Source organism: Paenibacillus sp. R-74696, assembly GCF_055814915.1.
This window is the reverse complement of the sequence record NZ_JBPULM010000034.1, coordinates 94,651-109,532: the sequence shown is the minus strand read 5'-3', so window position 1 is coordinate 109,532 and position 14,882 is coordinate 94,651. Positions and strand designations below refer to the sequence as shown.

The following is a 14,882-nucleotide window of genomic DNA, read 5'->3' as shown; positions in this document are numbered from 1 at the left end:
TATACTGTTACGAATTTGTTTAAGCTTTTCACCCTTTTTGTTCTTTATTAGTGAAATTAGAAACCGCAAACTGCTTCATAAAAGCCTCACGGCTTCCTTTAAACACATTGATATCGACGTACATGTCAATACCTGCCACATGTCCACGGTTATGATATTGCCAGAACTGCCAGCCGCGCTCTTCAAGCTTCGGATGTTTTACAATGTCGCGAATCCAGATTTCATAGGCGGCAAACGCAGATACATTTTCTATATAAGTATGATAAGTATCGTACGTCACATACAATATAGGCTTTTTGCCATAACCCGCCTCCATGCCATCCGCTAGCGCCTGCAGTTCCTTATGTATTTTAGCTTGGTCATGGTCCAGGCTGATTTCCAAATCGATGACTGGTGGTAGACTATCCGGCTCATAAGGAACTGTTTTTATAAAATGGGCCGCCTGCTCCTCCCCCGTACTCATCGTTGTGAAAAAATGATACGCTCCCGTCAAAAAGCGCTGCTCCCTCGCTCCCTGCCAATTTGCTTCGAACCACTTATCGGTATAATCCTTGCCCTCCGTCGCTTTCACAAACATGAATTCATATTTCCCCGTCGCCTTTATTTGCTGCCAGTTTATTTCGCCTTGATAATGCGATACATCCAGCCCTTTCACCTCATAGGCATTCGCAAATATGGAATTATGCCAAATGACTCCCTTATATTCTAAAACGCCAAGCAGCACTAGCAATGCCAGCCCGCCAATAATTATATTTCGCCATTTCTTATTACGCTTCATTTGCCTGCTCCTCCCCCTTATTAATGAATATTATACCAATTAGATAAGTTAATGCCTACAAGCGTAAACGGCTTTCGCCGTCCTCTGGCGGTAAAGCTAACATTTTGCGGTGAAATAGAAGCGGAGAATATGGGGGAAACTTATAAATGCTTATATTTTAAAAAAACTCGCCAAGCTTTCCTTGTTCAGGAAGCGAGCGAGTTTTTGCTGCTGCGTGCTGGATATGATGCTTTTAAATAGCAAAAATATGATTGCCAATTTGTACGATTTGTTCCCTCGTCCAAATCCAGGATGATGTTGCTGTCTTTGGGTTAAAATAATACAGTGCGCCATGCGTCGGATCGTTCCCGGCAACGGCTTCGACTGCCGCTTTGTAAGCTGTAGAATCCGGCTTAAGCTGGTATTGTCCATCATCAACTGCTGTAAACGCACCTGGCTGCTCGATAATGCCTTTAAGCGTATCAGGGAACTGCGAGGAAGCTAACCGATTCATAACAACAGCGCCTACAGCGACTTGCCCCTTAAACGGCTCGCCACGCGATTCGGCAAAAATAATACGAGCCAGCAGATTAAGCTCATGCTCGCTGACGGATACTTTTTTCAGCGTCTTCCAGGTTTGTTTGCCAGCAATGCCGTCGGATTGAAGGCCATAATCTTTTTGAAACCGTCTCACGGCATCCTCCGTCATTTTACCGTAGAAGTCCGTTACCTCGTCATTCATAAAATACCCTAAAATCTTTAAGCGATACTGAACGTCGGGAACATCTACCCCTTTGCTGCCATAGCTCAGTGTAGCTGGCGCCGCGGCTCCAACGATTTGAAGCGGCAAGCTGACGACCATAACAATTGCAAATATATATGCTAAGCAATTGCGAAATATTCGTTTATTTTTCATAATTCTAATATTCCTCCTTTGCAAAACAAGTTAAAAACTTATTTTTAAAATATATTTTTTATTAATTTCAGCACTCGTATGAGTTTAGCATAGTATTAATATGAAAGTAACCGTATTTGCTTAATTACATGAATTTACTAATGTTAGAACAGCTGTACTCGGCTCTCTTATACGCTGTACGGGAGTTTTCTCCAGGGAACTGCTATAATGAGGGTTAGATGATCGGCAGAGGTGATAAAGGATGAACATTATTAAAGTGAAGGATCGGCAGGAGCTCGACAAACGGGTTCCATCCATGCCTTGGTATATTGAGAAATTTATTAATTATAAGCTGCCAGACCTCTCTCCTTCGTCGCTGCTTGAGTATGTAAGGGATTATGAGCTCTTTCTAAATTGGCTTATTACAGAAGGACTCTCTGAGGCTGCGGTAATCAAGGACGTTCAGTTAACAGAGCTGGAGCAGCTTCATATGGACAGCATTGACAGCTTCCGCATGTTTCTCGCCACCCATCCGAGCCATAATAATCGTAAAACGACGATAACTCGCAAGCTGTCCTCGCTGCGCTCGCTCTTTCATTATTTGAGCCAGATCGCGGAGGATGAGCAGTTCTATCCGCTATTGAAGCGCAATGTCATGGCGAAGGTTGCTATTAAGCGCACAAGCAAGCCTAAGGATACGGCGGCAAAGCTGGAAGGCAAGCTGCTGCAGGAGGAGGAAATTGGGGAGTTTCTTGCTTATATTGCCAGCGGCTACGAAACCGATCTTGCCAGCAACAAGCAGGCGCTGTATTCCTATGAGTTGAACAAAATACGGGATACGTGCATCATCAGCTTTATTTTGCATTCCGGCCTGCGTGTTTCTGAGCTGATCAATCTCAACGTCGACGACATTGATATGAAAAAAAAGCTCGCGCATGTTTACCGCAAAGGTAAAAACGACGATTCGTTTAAAACCCCGGTCTATTTTCGCCAGGAGGCGGTAGATGACCTTCAGGTGTACCTCCAAATGCGCGATAGTCATTATAAAGCTCCGAAGCGTGAAAAAGCGCTGTTCCTTGCCATTGCTAACGGCAAAAAAGAAGGCTCGCGGATGACGAAACGGGCGGTGCAGGCCATGGTTATGAAATACGCGAAGCGTTTCGGCAAGCCTTACTTATCTGTACATAAGCTGCGCCATTCGTTCGCAACTGATTATTATTTGCGCAATGACTTGTACAAAACGCAGGAGCAGCTTGGGCATGCATCGCCAGAGACGACGCAAATTTACGCCCATTTGACCGATAAGACGATGGCGGAAGCAATTGATCGGGAATAATTCTGGATAATTGGCGAAGTTAACTGGCCCAGGCTAGTCCAGCCAACTAAAATCAAATAGCCTTCTCGGCTGCAGCTGGCGTTCAGCTTATGCAAGAAGGCTTTTCGTTTTGTGCTATATAATATGCTCAAAAATCTTTGGACAGCTCCATATCTGTAGCGGAAATGCCCTCTTCCACCGCAAACTCAAAATCTTCAATGTCGTAAATTTGTACAGGGATTTCTGCTTGAATCAGCTTATCTTGAAACTCAAACTGGTCGGAAAGCAGCGGCAAATTAAATTTCAATGCGGTCAGCAGCAGCTCGGTTTCGATCGGATCAAATGCCTCGCCGTATTGTGCGCTGTCTACAGCATGTACAATTGTAAACTGTATCCGCTCGTTTAGCAGCAGCGGCGAGCTTTCCCGCCAAGGCACCTGCATCGTACGTTCGATTTTTTTACGGTTGAGCGGATCTTCAAAAAAAGCAATCAGCTCGCCAATTTTATTTTTGACATGAGCATCATCATCTGGATCTTCCATAACGGGATCCGATCCGTCTCTCATATCATAAAGCTCTAAAATGGATGAATAAGGAACAACATAATCAATGGCACTGCTTGGAACGAGAAGGTGACCATAAGTTGCCACCATCACTGCCTCTATAACAAACCGTCGCGGCATGTTTGACCTCCTTCTATAAAACAACGTTTCCACATTATTATACAATAATCCAACTGGTGTACAAGATAGCCATTCGCCAAATTTGCATTAATTCCACGCGCCGCAGTACAATGGTGGGGAAATCATTATCGGAGGTACATACATGATTAGAGAAGAAGCTATCATTATTGGCGCTGGTCCATGCGGCCTTGCTGCCGCAATTGAGCTGCAGCGCATCGGAATCCAGCCCCTTATCATAGAAAAAAGCCATCTGGTCCATTCGATCTCGCAGTATCCGACCTACATGCATTTTTTCAGTACGCCCGAGCTGCTTGAGATTGGCGACATTCCCTTCACGACGCCCAATGACAAGCCCTCGCGACTTGAAGCAATGAATTACTATCGCACAGCTGCGCTGCGCCATGAGCTTCGGATTAATCCTTACGAGACGGTAACGAGAGTCGTTGGTGATAATGGCCGCTTCACGCTCTCCAGCACCAATCGTTTTGGCGAACCGCTAACCTATTCCAGCCGTTATGTTATTATTGCCACCGGTTATTTTGACCATCCAAATTATTTGGGCATTCCTGGGGAAGAGCTGGAGAAGGTAACGCATTTTTTCCGTGAGGCCCATCCGTATACCGGAATGGAGGTCGCGATTATTGGGGGCAGCAATTCTGCTATAGATGCAGCGCTTGAGCTTGAACGGATCGGGGCGAAGGTGACCGTCATTTATCGCGGTGAGCACTATTCATCAAGCATTAAGCCATGGGTGAAACCAGGCTTTGAAAGCAAGGTAGCCAAGGGGCAAATTGCGATGCGCTTCCGCTCTCGCGTCACGAGCATCGACGACCGCAGCGTCACGATTGAAGACCTCGAGGGCAAACATACGATTGCAAATGATTTTGTGCTTGCGCTGACAGGCTTTCATCCAGATCGGGATTTCCTGACGGACACAGGCGTCGTGATGGCGGAGGAAGGTTATCCGTTTTTCAACGAAGCGACGATGGAGACGAATGTGCCAAACTTGTTTTTGGCCGGTGTTGTTGCTTCACGCCATGAAGCGAATGAAATTTTCATCGAAACCGGACGTTTCCACGGCAGAAAAATTGCCTCGCATATCGCTCAAAGCACCGCAGTCGACAAATAAAATGCAAGAACCATAACGAGTAGAGGCTGTCCATGCCCAGAGAGCGCAATATAATGCGCTGTGCACCTGAGTATGGGCAGCCTCTTTTATAAATCTGTCATGAAACGTTTAGCCACGCTCGCTCCATGCTTTTCCCAATAATTCACTATTGATGCTTACAGCCGCCATTGATCCCATTGAAGCCGCCGCAACGACCTGATACTTTTGGGAAGCAGCATCTCCGGCACTATAGATGCCCGGCACATTCGTCTTGCCAAACTCATCGACTATAACAGCCCCTGCTTCTGTCATTGCACAGCCCATAGTCTGCGGAAGATCCGATCCAATTGCCAGCTTCGGCACAAAGAAGATACCTTCGCATGATAGGATCGATCCATCCTCCAGCACAACTTGCTGAACGCTGCCGTTAGCTGCTTCAATTCGCTGAATTTTCGAGTCAAATATGGGTACATCATGCTGCTGCAATTCCTCGCGCTGCTCAGCGGTCATTTCGTCTGGACCATTGGTGCAGATGGTATATTGGCTTGTCCATCCTGCTATTATTTTGGCAAAGTGCAGCGCATGATCCCCCTTGGATATTATAACCAGCTTCCTATCCCTCATTTCCCAGCCATCACAATACGGGCACACAAATGCGCTTTTTCCATAAACGTCAGTTAATCCTTCAATATCAAGTGGAAGATCCTTCATCCCTACGGCAAAAAGCAGCTTTTTGGCCCCGAAGGCTGAACCTTTTGCGGTCGTAATCATAAATGCCCCATCGACTCCCGTTATCGCTACGGCTGAATCATTTTCAAAATGAACGGATGGGTAAACACTGATCTGCTCGCGCGCGATTTGACGAAACTCGCCAGGCTTAATGCCGTCTCTCGTTAAAAAGCCATGCGACTCCTGTGTCACCCGATTGCGCGGACGCTCTTCATCAATGACGATAACACTCTTCCTCGCTCTGCCTAATACTAGCGCGGCACTAAGCCCTGCCGGCCCTCCACCAATAATCGCAACATCCATCAGTTGTTTCATATTAACCACCTTCCCAGAGTTTTAATGTCTTTAATTGAATCACAAAACGCTTTCTAATGCTCAACGTTTTCTATTGCGCTACGATTATTTAGAGATTGGAAAAGTATATACTGTTTTGTTTAGAATACCTCTTTCGAATCATCTATTAAAGATACTTGATATCCGTTATCGCGCTACAAATTTAATTATAGACAAATCGAGTCTTTAATTCAAGTTTTATTTTATATCGACAGCTTATCTTTAAAGAAGTCCGATTTTGGAAAGCAAATAAGTCTTTCGTATGAATATTGACGTAATATCGAAAGTTAAAGAGAGCCTTACTTTTTGAAGAAACCTTGAAAGTATTCTGCTCACCGCGCTGTTTGAAACGGCAAGTTTTAAGGCCATCCTTTTCGGAATGGCCTTTCTTTTAGATGTAAATCTTAATGTATTGAAATATCCGTTCCATAAAAGTGAAGACGGAGGCGTTTTGCAATGGACAGCGAAGAATAATTATCCCATGATGTACTATATAAAGGGATCCTCTGAGACCATCTTATCGCTTGGGCCCATGAGGATGTTACGCGCATCGCATATCTTTTTCCTCGATAATCTTTCAATGTCTCGACTCCGGCCTCTGCAGCCTTATTGCTACTTCTTGCGCTAAAACAGACAGATACAGCCGTGTGGTTTTCCGTCACCATAAAACAAGGTCCTCGAAACTTCAGTTCCGATAACAGAGTAGGAAACCCTGGTTCCAAGTAGTATTTATTGTCTTCAGTAACCAAGGTGGCACCTGTGTAATCCTTTACAGTTTCATGAAATGTAAAAGCCGGGCCCATCCATAAGCCTCTAATTTCTCTGTCCTTCTCCAACGTGCGAATAACATTAGCAAGTTGCTCGGTTGAATCACCCTGATCCATGAATTGCAGAATGTCATGGACTAGGCGATTTGGTACGTCGCGACGGAATCTTACAATGCGACCACCAACGGTCTGTCCCAAAAAAAATCGAGGAGCAGGCTGGTTCGTGGGCTCATTAATCGTTGTGATACGTCCAGCATGATCATGAATATAGAGAACTTCTGCTTGAATGCTCATTAGTTCTAAATGGTTGTACAAAGGCTTACCTCCTCTATTGTTATTCACTCACCCTTTCCCTGTACAATTTAATTATCATCAATAATCACTCGCTCTCACCATAATCTGTATCCAAGCTGCCATCTTTCCTAAGTAGTTTAAATCATCTTCTTTACGTTTCAACAAAAAAAATTGCCGCTACTTATGGTACGGTTCTCCGAATCGCACCAGCACGTGCCACATGTATTTTAATTCCTGAAGCACCCCATCTAAATTTCCTCTATCACTCCAAAGATCCGGATTGCATATCAAATCATTGACCGCAGTTCCGACTGCTCTAACGTCAATTAGATTGTCGATGGCTATACTTTTGGCGAGTAATGGCATGGTTGACCCCCTAAAATCCGGTGGTACTTTATCGGCCTGGATAGCAAATCCCTTATGCCAATGAAGTTCTATTGAATATTTTAAGCATAGCTTCTCAAAAGTTCCCTCTATGTCTGTTCCTTGAAATGAAGGATCGGCCACCAGTATTTCCACGTCATCTTGCAGAAAAATATCACCGTGAATTTGAGCCTCAATGAAGTGATTAAGATTTCGACTAGGCATCTGTTTTATACGTTCAGTGATAGGGAGATTTAAGCAGAACAAAAGCCAATCGACCACTTTTCGGGGCGACAGATCCTTTTCTCCAAGAGCATATTCTCTGAAGAATGCATCTTTAAGAACGGCGGCTAAAATGTCATCGAATTCTTCATAGGTTCCTTTTTCTAGAGGATCATCCTGAGAACCACCGTAAGTATATGTGCAACGATAGGATGCCTGTGAAGCAAGAAGGAAATAACACGAACCAAACCTCGGAGACGGACCATCAGAATGCAACATTAAATCTAACGCGCCGTATTTTGGCCTTTCACTGTTGGTGATGCCTTCCAACTGATAAGCGCCTCCAAACAACTTCATCTCCCAGAGATCCCGAGCGCCTCCCGGGTAGGCGGATACGCTGCCATTAGAAATCTAATAGAGATCGATTTAATCGAGAACAAAACGGCGGTAAATTACCCTTATTTTCATATTTATGTATATATTAGTTTTATTATCATATGCTCCATTTGTGGGGAGGCAATTATCAAGTTAAAGGAGTGGAATGATGAAAAAAAGGCTAGTCACTTCTATTGTTCTATTGTTTTCCATCTTTGTAATGGGTTTTAGTTTAAGCAGTTCAGCAGCACCATCCACATATGTCCACGGTATTTTTTCACAAAAACCGTTGTATGTATTGGATGGAACGACAGGCAATTGGCTGACCTCGACAAGCGGCAATGCGATAGCGAGTTGGACAGAAGCCCCGCTGGCTTCAGGAAATCAGGCATTTTTCAATGCAATCTCGATAGTCGGAACCGACCGTTTTGAATTCCGTCTAGTCAGTCTTGGATCCACTACCGTCGATCAGATCAATGGCAAATTCGATATTTACAAAAATAATGTGAAGGTCGCTGCGGCGATTCCCGGCAGTGTATACGGTTTAAGCCAACCGGTAGGAAATTATTTTAAATTTTATAACAGCACGAATACATGGCATGTATCCGGGTATATCACAGACCGGCTAGACTACTAAGATTTGACATCGAAGAAGTCCTACCCTCCCCGGACTTCTTGTTGCAATCATTCAAGCTATTTTTTGTAAACCTTTACATAAAACAGCTCCGCCTGGTCCAACACCTACAATTTCAAGCCGAAACTGCTATGTATATGGGCAGACCGTTGCTGTCCTTGAATGCCTACCTTTATTCTATGCCATATCCACAAAAAATGGAATTAATTTGATTTCAAGCTACAGAGTTCCTTAGCATAAAATTAAAAAAAGTAATTTCTCTTACATATATCATTTTCATAAACCATAGCCCGAATCCTACACACATATATACAAATCCATGCCCCGCATGGAGTCCTTCACAAAAACCTGCCTTTATTTATGATACGGTTCAGTGCGCTTTCTGTAACGGCAAGTTATGAAGAAAGACCATCAACTAAGAATGGTCTTTCTTTGAACGAAAATGTAAATACGAGTGGATTAATGTGTCTGTTAATATAATGATTTAGTCAATTATCGGATACTATCCTTTATCTAGGCTTAAATATAAGGTCTGAGTCTGAGTCTGAGTCTCGGCGTGTTACTTTGACGCTCCAAGAATCATATGAATGCATACTTTTTAGCATGGTCTGCTTCTGCAGCGGTGAGAGCGACAAGTATGTAGGGCAGAATTTAAATGATCGGTATTTATTAAAATATTGAATAACAGTATTAGTCTCTTCAGTTGTAATAATGCCTAGTTCTCGTCTTGTTTTAGCATCACGTTTTGCAAATAAAGAATCAACCCATGCTTGATATTTATCCTCATTATCAGGATTATCAAAATACTTATTGATTGCCCATATGCTAAGGATGAAATCCTGCCTTATCTATTGTTACTAGCAAAAAAACTTGCCGGTACTTGTGGTTACGGTTAACCGTATCATTCTAGAGGCGAAATTCTTTAAGCAAAAAGGATCTGGAAGCTTACCTTCAGAACCTTTGTCCATATTAAGGATTTCAATTCCTTTATTTTTACATCAAACACTAATGAAGTTTTTCAGGGGTAACTAATTTTTATTTCGTTTGTTAACTTCAATTGCAATGAACTCCGGCAAATAATTGGGAGTACAGCCCTTTGATACCATTTCATCTTTATAAAGACTCGTTTTCTCACCAAGTTTAATACAACGTGCTCGATACTTTTGATCATAAACGCCTATCCAGCCTGCGGTGAAATTCATTGCCCATTGAACTTCCGGTTCTTCCTGCGTAATATTAGCTTCTAATGTAGAAAGTAAGTCTACGGTGTTATCAGGCGGTGTTTGTCCAACCCATCTCAATCGCGCTTGATAATACCAGAAAGCTCGCCTTTGAAGAGCAGAAGGGCTATTTTCCCATGACTCCATCAATGCAATTGTCTTCTTGTCTTTGGAGAGCTGATTAGCCATTAACCAATCCATTAAGTTATTTCGCTCATCAAAGGTGTGAGTCTGCATATCCTTATCAAGCTTATTTAGCACTTCTTTTGAAAGCAGTTTTTTATCCATAATTAAGATTGCTAATAGTCTGGGTAAAAACTCTTCGGTTGACCAAAGTTCCATAGCTAGTTCGTGATCTTTTTTAATGTCCTTCGCGATTTTTCGTAAGTCGCCTAGCTTAGTTTTACTATTGATCTGTGGTAGAATGTTTTCTGCTTTTGAAGAGTATTTCATTCCTGTACTTTTATTCCTATCCATTTGACACCACAACTCCTTTATTAAAGCACTGTTTCATAATATGTCCTTGGGGCGATATATCAATAACTTAATTTCGTTATAAGTGTTATTGCATACAATTGTGCAAGGTGTGATTCATTTCTCCCTACTTGTGATACGCTTCACCCAATCGCATCTTCAACTAAACTACCATCTTAATGCCGTTCACAGTCTAGTCATTTGTTTTTCTTGAACACCCATTCAAAACAGCCTGACCGGACCATTCTCCGACCAGGCTATTTTGAACTATTTACCGCGTTTCTTCTGGCGCGCATACAAGGCGTTTACCGCTTCTTCCTGCGAATCCTCCTCCTTATAGCGCGCCTCCTCATACAGCTTAATGAGCTGCTGTCTTTCTATTTCGCTGTAGCTGTCCATTTCTGTGCCCTTCGCAGTCTCCTGCCATTTGACGAGCTCTTCGACCGTTTCCCTAGGTGTCAAATGAGCCTGAAACACATACCCCTTGATTATGCTGCGCTTCACCCAGCGGCTGTATAAATAGCGGATTCGCTCCCTCGTTCCCGTGAGCTCCTCCCACTTCACAGCCTGCTCTCCCCTTTTGCTTTTTCTGCGCAGCCGCCAGCCATCCTGCCATTTATTTAAGGTCATTAAACTTTCAACCTCATCCGTGTAGCCTTGCTCGCCTCCCAGCCTTTCAGCAGAGCGCTCTGCCATCTTGGCGAGAAAGGCTTTGGAGAGGCGATACACGACTCGCAGCAGCCAATAAACAGCTAGTCCTATCGCAGCAATAACGATGATTATAATAACGACTTTCAATACGTTTTCTATCCAAACGAGCCAAGGGGCAGGATCTTTTTGCTCCACAGGCGGAAAAGCGGGCGGCGATGCTTCCGGCTGCTGTGAAGCAGGCGTCTCCGCCTCGCGTCCCGTCATTAATGACAGAAGCAGCTGAACGAGAGAACGCACTGCCCATTCTATTCCCTGCGTAATTTGCCTGATGAAGCCGATTGCAATGATAGGAAGCAGCAGCAGAGCAAGCATCCATCTATTTTGACGTTTGAAGGCTTCTATAGAGGCTGAGATTGGGCGATGCTGCCCCGTCTGATCCGTCTCGCGCTGCATCAGCCGCTCATTCACCATGAAAAAATAAACAAGCAACGCTGTGATCCCGCCCGCTGTCATCCAAATCGAGTATTGCTGAAGCGGAATGAGCCAAAATTGAGCCAGTTGCAGCGCTAAATAGCCGAAAATGCCTATCATCATCGTGCTGCCGGTAAACATAATCGGCCAGCTGTGCAGCCGTTCATTCATTCCCCGATAAGCAGCGATGCTGCCGAAAATAGCAAGCGCTGGCCACCAAGCTTGCCAGCTTGCTCCTGGTACCGTTGCAATTGCCCCACATACGGCAAGCAAACCATCAGAAAGCAAAATGCCAATCAGCAAGGCAAGGCATAGTCTTATTGCGCGATTGCTGTTAATCAGCTTCTCTGAAATGGCAAGCAGCAGCGAGCCAGCGCCATAGCATAATGGCAAGCTGATCAGCCATACGATAAGAAGGCCGCCTGAGAGCGCATAAGCACCGAACGGCAAAACGAAAGGCAGAAAAAACAACAGCTCCAGCAAGCCTTTCCCTACAGCTATTCCTGCGATTTTTCCGCTAAGCGTTTTGTTCATGATACGCCACCTGCCTCCAGCTGTTCGCTAGCCTGCCCTGCTAATAGCCAAATCGAGACGGAGTTGCCGCCAAAACGCAGCTCCTGGGCAGCAAGCTCCAGCGTTTCATTCCAATATGCTGAAATAATGAGCACATCGCAGCCACTTACACCGCGCTCGCTCTCCCTTTGCAGCAGATCGCTGAACAGCTCCGTCCGGATCAGCGACAGCTTCGCGAGCAGCTCCAGTATCGCCAGCCACTGGTCATGTCCGCTGCGGGGCAGCAGCATGGCACTTTCAAGCTCGCCTTGCAGCGGCATATTGGCAGCAAAGCCGACTTCCATGCCGCTCGCCGTAATAGCCTCCGCTGCTCCTGCTGCCCATTCAATGCCCCGTTCGATTAATGCTTCATCCGTAATCGTACGCCACATGCCCTCATGATCCTCTACATTTAAATAAATCATCAGCTTCCGGTCAGCTGTATAATCATATTGATGAACCTGCAGCTTGCCTGCCCGAGCAGTCGCTTTCCAGTTGACCGCCTTGAAGGAGTCGCTTGGACGATAATCTCTTGCGCCTACGACAACGAATGGATCTTCCACAATCCATCGCCGCACCGACGTCTCGCCCTGCCAGCTATGGGAGGGCAGCTCATCCAACGGTACCTTTGCAGGGAGCGGATATACAAGCAGCTCGCCTTCAATCATCATTTGCTTCATATCATGCTGAATGCCCAGCAAATCGCCGCCGGTCAGGGCAACCGAGCGAAGCTTGTACACCCCGCGCCTGGCGCTGACGAACGAATGCGTGCGAGTAATTTTTGTATAAGGCATAAGGCTGAAAAAGCTTTTATGATTCTGGTAATGCTCGCCGCTGCTCACCGCAAGATTGTCCTGCGAGCGAAAGATGAGCTGAGAGGATAATTGAGATTCGACGCGAAGCCAAGGAACTGGCAGCCACTTGCCATTTGACAATTGCTCCACCAATTCCATACGATCACCACTAAAACAGGTTGATTGACTAAACCGCCTAGAGTAGCTAATGCTCCGCAGAGCAAATCTGCGAAAAATTTTAGCCTGAAGCACAACAATAATGATTGCAGCGATAATAAAAGAAAAGACAAGCATCGTCTATTAACTAGCCTATTTAGCGAGAAGCCCTGCCTCGGCAGGAACCTCGGTTCGCCTAATAATATCTTCGATAATTTTATCTGCGCTGCCTTGTGTACGCTGCAGTCCACGAAGCGCGAGACGATGGGCCAGCACGGGCTGCGCCATCGCTTTAACATCATCCGGCGTTACAAAATCTCTTCCCCGCAAAATCGCCTGCACCTGCGAGGCTCTCAGCAGCGCCTGGCTGCCGCGAGGGCTTACGCCCGTCTGCACTTCTTCTCTGCTCCGTGTCTGCTCTACAAGCTTCAACATATAAAGCAGCACATCATCCGATACGCGTACGGAGGAATACAGCTGCTGAGCTTCAGCAATTTCGTCTGCCCCTGCAATAGGTGCAAGCTGCTCCAGGGGGTCCTGTTCTTTAAAGCGCTTCAAAATTTGCAGCGCCTCATCCGTTGTGGGATAGCCCATTTTAATCTTGAATAAAAAACGGTCCAGCTGCGCTTCCGGCAGCGGAAACGTTCCTTGATGCTCGACGGGATTTTGCGTCGCCATAACCATGAACGGCCGCGCAAGCGGCATCGTCTCGCCCTCGAGACTAATTTGCCGCTCCTCCATACATTCGAGCAGGCTGGACTGCGTGCGCGGAGTGGCGCGGTTAATCTCATCAGCCAGCAGCATATTCGTAAATAAAGGGCCGGGCCGGAACTCAAAGTCGCCCTGCTTCTGATTGTAAAAATGAATGCCCGTCAAATCTGACGGCATTAAATCCGGCGTAAACTGCACACGCCGAAAGGTCAGGCTGAGCGACTTCGCCAGCGATTTGGCCAGCAGCGTTTTGCCCGTTCCGGGCACATCCTCCAGCAGCACATGGCCGCCGGTAATTAATGCGATAAACAATAAATCGGCTATATGCTCTTTCCCTACGATAACGCGGCCAATATTGCTTCTCAGTTGTTCAGATAATGCAGCAATGGATTGGTAAGACATATTAGCAGCTCCTTTTTTTAACTATAAAATTAAGATGTTCTATTGGCCCCAGCCACAGCGCTCGCGCTGCACCCGCTGCAGATCCGACCAGCGAACGAGCCGAATGCCCTCGCCATGCAGTACCTGCACAATCTCTCGATCACGGAACAACTGGAACTCAAGCCCGCGTTTCTCAGGCTGGCCATGGAAGGAAAACAGCTCATCGGTTACGAGCGACGGATGAATAATAAGCTCTGTCAAACCCGGCTTAAGGCTGCGCAGCTGCTGTTTCATCGCCTCTTTGAACGACACATACGTCTCCCCTGCCTGCAGTTGAAATGGCAAGGCGACTAAGTAGTCCAGTATGATGACGCCTTTGGAATCCGCCAGCATTCCGAGCTGCTTCGCCTGCTCAGCAAGCTCTGGAGAGGCTGTTTGTGCACGATCACCAAGCAAATGACGCGGAAGGCGAAAAGGCAAGCCATATTTGGCGCACACGTCGAATACAATAGGTAAAAAATGCTTGCCTGTCGCAAGACCATACAAGCTGCCCATATGATTGTCGGCATGGCTCGGCTTGATCCCTAATTGCAGGGCAAGCTCTATCTGGGCAACCAGCTCTCGCTCAACCTGCTCGGAGTCGGCCTGCAGCTCGAACGTGCGGCTATCTTTCGGGAAATATCCGCCCTCTACGAGCAAAGAAGGAACATTCTCGGGCTTGCTTACGGGCCCCCAGCGATAATTATCCCACTCGCTTGTAAACGTGAAATGAACGCCAACATCGTGCTCCTGATGTAGTGCGCTCCACCTCGCCGCTTCCCGTGCTGCGGGGCACGGCATCATAATCGTTGCCGAGCTTACTGCGCGCTCTTCCAACAGCTGCTCCACCGCTTTATTGACTGAACCACATAAGCCATAATCATCAGCATTAACAATGAGCAGTCTTTCATCGCTGCTGTATCCTAATGCGGCTGCAACACTCATGAGCCCCACTCCTC

13 protein-coding genes and 1 pseudogene are annotated in these 14,882 nt (G+C 45.9%); 3 read left to right on the top strand and 11 right to left on the bottom strand.

Going from position 1 to position 14,882, the window contains the following annotated elements:
- Positions 1-28: 28 nt before the first annotated feature.
- Both ACSR9A_RS17335 and ACSR9A_RS17330 read right to left on the bottom strand, forming a co-directional pair.
- The gene (locus ACSR9A_RS17335) at positions 29-778 is read right to left on the bottom strand and encodes a GH25 family lysozyme (protein WP_473758551.1); all 750 of its coding nucleotides are present in this window, start codon (positions 776-778) and stop codon (positions 29-31) included.
- 232 nt (positions 779-1,010) lie between these two features.
- A complete protein-coding gene (locus ACSR9A_RS17330; protein ID WP_473758550.1) occupies positions 1,011-1,673 on the bottom strand; it encodes a cell wall hydrolase in 663 nt (220 codons plus the stop codon).
- Between the two features lie 241 nt (positions 1,674-1,914).
- Here ACSR9A_RS17330 and xerS point away from each other — a divergent pair, with 241 nt between their 5' ends.
- Entirely contained in the window at positions 1,915-2,988 is a 1,074-nt protein-coding gene (xerS, locus tag ACSR9A_RS17325; protein ID WP_473758549.1) for a tyrosine recombinase XerS, read from the top strand.
- Positions 2,989-3,115: 127 nt separating this feature from the next.
- Here xerS and ACSR9A_RS17320 read toward each other — a convergent pair whose 3' ends face one another.
- Positions 3,116-3,649 (bottom strand): ADP-heptose synthase, encoded by a 534-nt coding sequence (locus ACSR9A_RS17320; protein ID WP_099520235.1) that lies wholly within the window; start codon positions 3,647-3,649, stop codon positions 3,116-3,118.
- A gap of 142 nt (positions 3,650-3,791) precedes the next feature.
- On the opposite strand from ACSR9A_RS17320, the gene ACSR9A_RS17315 reads away from it, so the two are divergent.
- Entirely contained in the window at positions 3,792-4,778 is a 987-nt protein-coding gene (locus ACSR9A_RS17315; protein WP_473758547.1) for a YpdA family putative bacillithiol disulfide reductase, read from the top strand.
- A 108-nt stretch (positions 4,779-4,886) separates the two neighbouring features.
- Here the strand turns inward: ACSR9A_RS17315 and ACSR9A_RS17310 are convergent, their stop codons facing one another.
- From ACSR9A_RS17310 to ACSR9A_RS17300, 3 genes and pseudogenes are all read right to left on the bottom strand, one after another.
- Positions 4,887-5,801, bottom strand: coding sequence for an NAD(P)/FAD-dependent oxidoreductase (locus ACSR9A_RS17310; protein WP_473758545.1), 915 nt, complete (start codon positions 5,799-5,801; stop codon positions 4,887-4,889).
- A 422-nt stretch (positions 5,802-6,223) separates the two neighbouring features.
- A complete protein-coding gene (locus ACSR9A_RS17305; protein ID WP_473758543.1) occupies positions 6,224-6,901 on the bottom strand; it encodes a GNAT family N-acetyltransferase in 678 nt (225 codons plus the stop codon).
- A 156-nt stretch (positions 6,902-7,057) separates the two neighbouring features.
- A pseudogene (locus tag ACSR9A_RS17300) lies at positions 7,058-7,876 on the bottom strand (DUF3626 domain-containing protein); the annotation flags it as partial.
- A 133-nt stretch (positions 7,877-8,009) separates the two neighbouring features.
- On the opposite strand from ACSR9A_RS17300, the gene ACSR9A_RS17295 reads away from it, so the two are divergent.
- A complete protein-coding gene (locus tag ACSR9A_RS17295) occupies positions 8,010-8,477 on the top strand; it encodes a hypothetical protein (RefSeq protein ID WP_473758541.1) in 468 nt (155 codons plus the stop codon).
- Between the two features lie 1,025 nt (positions 8,478-9,502).
- Here the strand turns inward: ACSR9A_RS17295 and ACSR9A_RS17290 are convergent.
- The 5 genes from ACSR9A_RS17290 to ACSR9A_RS17270 all read right to left on the bottom strand — a co-directional run bounded on the left by ACSR9A_RS17290 (position 9,503) and on the right by ACSR9A_RS17270 (position 14,868).
- A complete protein-coding gene (locus ACSR9A_RS17290; protein ID WP_473758540.1) occupies positions 9,503-10,171 on the bottom strand; it encodes a DNA alkylation repair protein in 669 nt (222 codons plus the stop codon).
- Positions 10,172-10,435: 264 nt separating this feature from the next.
- Positions 10,436-11,824, bottom strand: a complete 1,389-nt coding sequence (locus ACSR9A_RS17285) for a hypothetical protein (protein WP_473758538.1) — start codon at positions 11,822-11,824, stop codon at positions 10,436-10,438.
- Positions 11,821-12,795, bottom strand: a complete 975-nt coding sequence (locus ACSR9A_RS17280) for a DUF58 domain-containing protein (RefSeq protein WP_473758536.1) — start codon at positions 12,793-12,795, stop codon at positions 11,821-11,823. The genes ACSR9A_RS17285 and ACSR9A_RS17280 overlap by 4 nt, the downstream gene beginning before the upstream one ends.
- A 150-nt stretch (positions 12,796-12,945) precedes the next feature.
- Entirely contained in the window at positions 12,946-13,905 is a 960-nt protein-coding gene (locus tag ACSR9A_RS17275; RefSeq protein WP_473758534.1) for an AAA family ATPase, read from the bottom strand.
- A gap of 39 nt (positions 13,906-13,944) precedes the next feature.
- Entirely contained in the window at positions 13,945-14,868 is a 924-nt protein-coding gene (locus ACSR9A_RS17270; protein ID WP_473758533.1) for a polysaccharide deacetylase family protein, read from the bottom strand.
- Between the last annotated feature and the right edge of the window lie 14 nt (positions 14,869-14,882).

What these genes read in the sequence shown, in the direction of transcription:
- ACSR9A_RS17335 (WP_473758551.1), bottom strand. Translation starts at nt 778, where the DNA reads ATGAAGCGTAATAAGAAATGGCGAAATATAATTATTGGCGGGCTGGCA.
- ACSR9A_RS17330 (WP_473758550.1), bottom strand. Translation starts at nt 1,673, where the DNA reads ATGAAAAATAAACGAATATTTCGCAATTGCTTAGCATATATATTTGCA.
- xerS (WP_473758549.1), top strand. Translation starts at nt 1,915, where the DNA reads ATGAACATTATTAAAGTGAAGGATCGGCAGGAGCTCGACAAACGGGTT.
- ACSR9A_RS17320 (WP_099520235.1), bottom strand. Translation starts at nt 3,649, where the DNA reads ATGCCGCGACGGTTTGTTATAGAGGCAGTGATGGTGGCAACTTATGGT.
- ACSR9A_RS17315 (WP_473758547.1), top strand. Translation starts at nt 3,792, where the DNA reads ATGATTAGAGAAGAAGCTATCATTATTGGCGCTGGTCCATGCGGCCTT.
- ACSR9A_RS17310 (WP_473758545.1), bottom strand. Translation starts at nt 5,801, where the DNA reads ATGAAACAACTGATGGATGTTGCGATTATTGGTGGAGGGCCGGCAGGG.
- ACSR9A_RS17295 (WP_473758541.1), top strand. Translation starts at nt 8,010, where the DNA reads ATGAAAAAAAGGCTAGTCACTTCTATTGTTCTATTGTTTTCCATCTTT.
- ACSR9A_RS17290 (WP_473758540.1), bottom strand. Translation starts at nt 10,171, where the DNA reads ATGGATAGGAATAAAAGTACAGGAATGAAATACTCTTCAAAAGCAGAA.
- ACSR9A_RS17285 (WP_473758538.1), bottom strand. Translation starts at nt 11,824, where the DNA reads ATGAACAAAACGCTTAGCGGAAAAATCGCAGGAATAGCTGTAGGGAAA.
- ACSR9A_RS17280 (WP_473758536.1), bottom strand. Translation starts at nt 12,795, where the DNA reads ATGGAATTGGTGGAGCAATTGTCAAATGGCAAGTGGCTGCCAGTTCCT.
- ACSR9A_RS17275 (WP_473758534.1), bottom strand. Translation starts at nt 13,905, where the DNA reads ATGTCTTACCAATCCATTGCTGCATTATCTGAACAACTGAGAAGCAAT.
- ACSR9A_RS17270 (WP_473758533.1), bottom strand. Translation starts at nt 14,868, where the DNA reads ATGAGTGTTGCAGCCGCATTAGGATACAGCAGCGATGAAAGACTGCTC.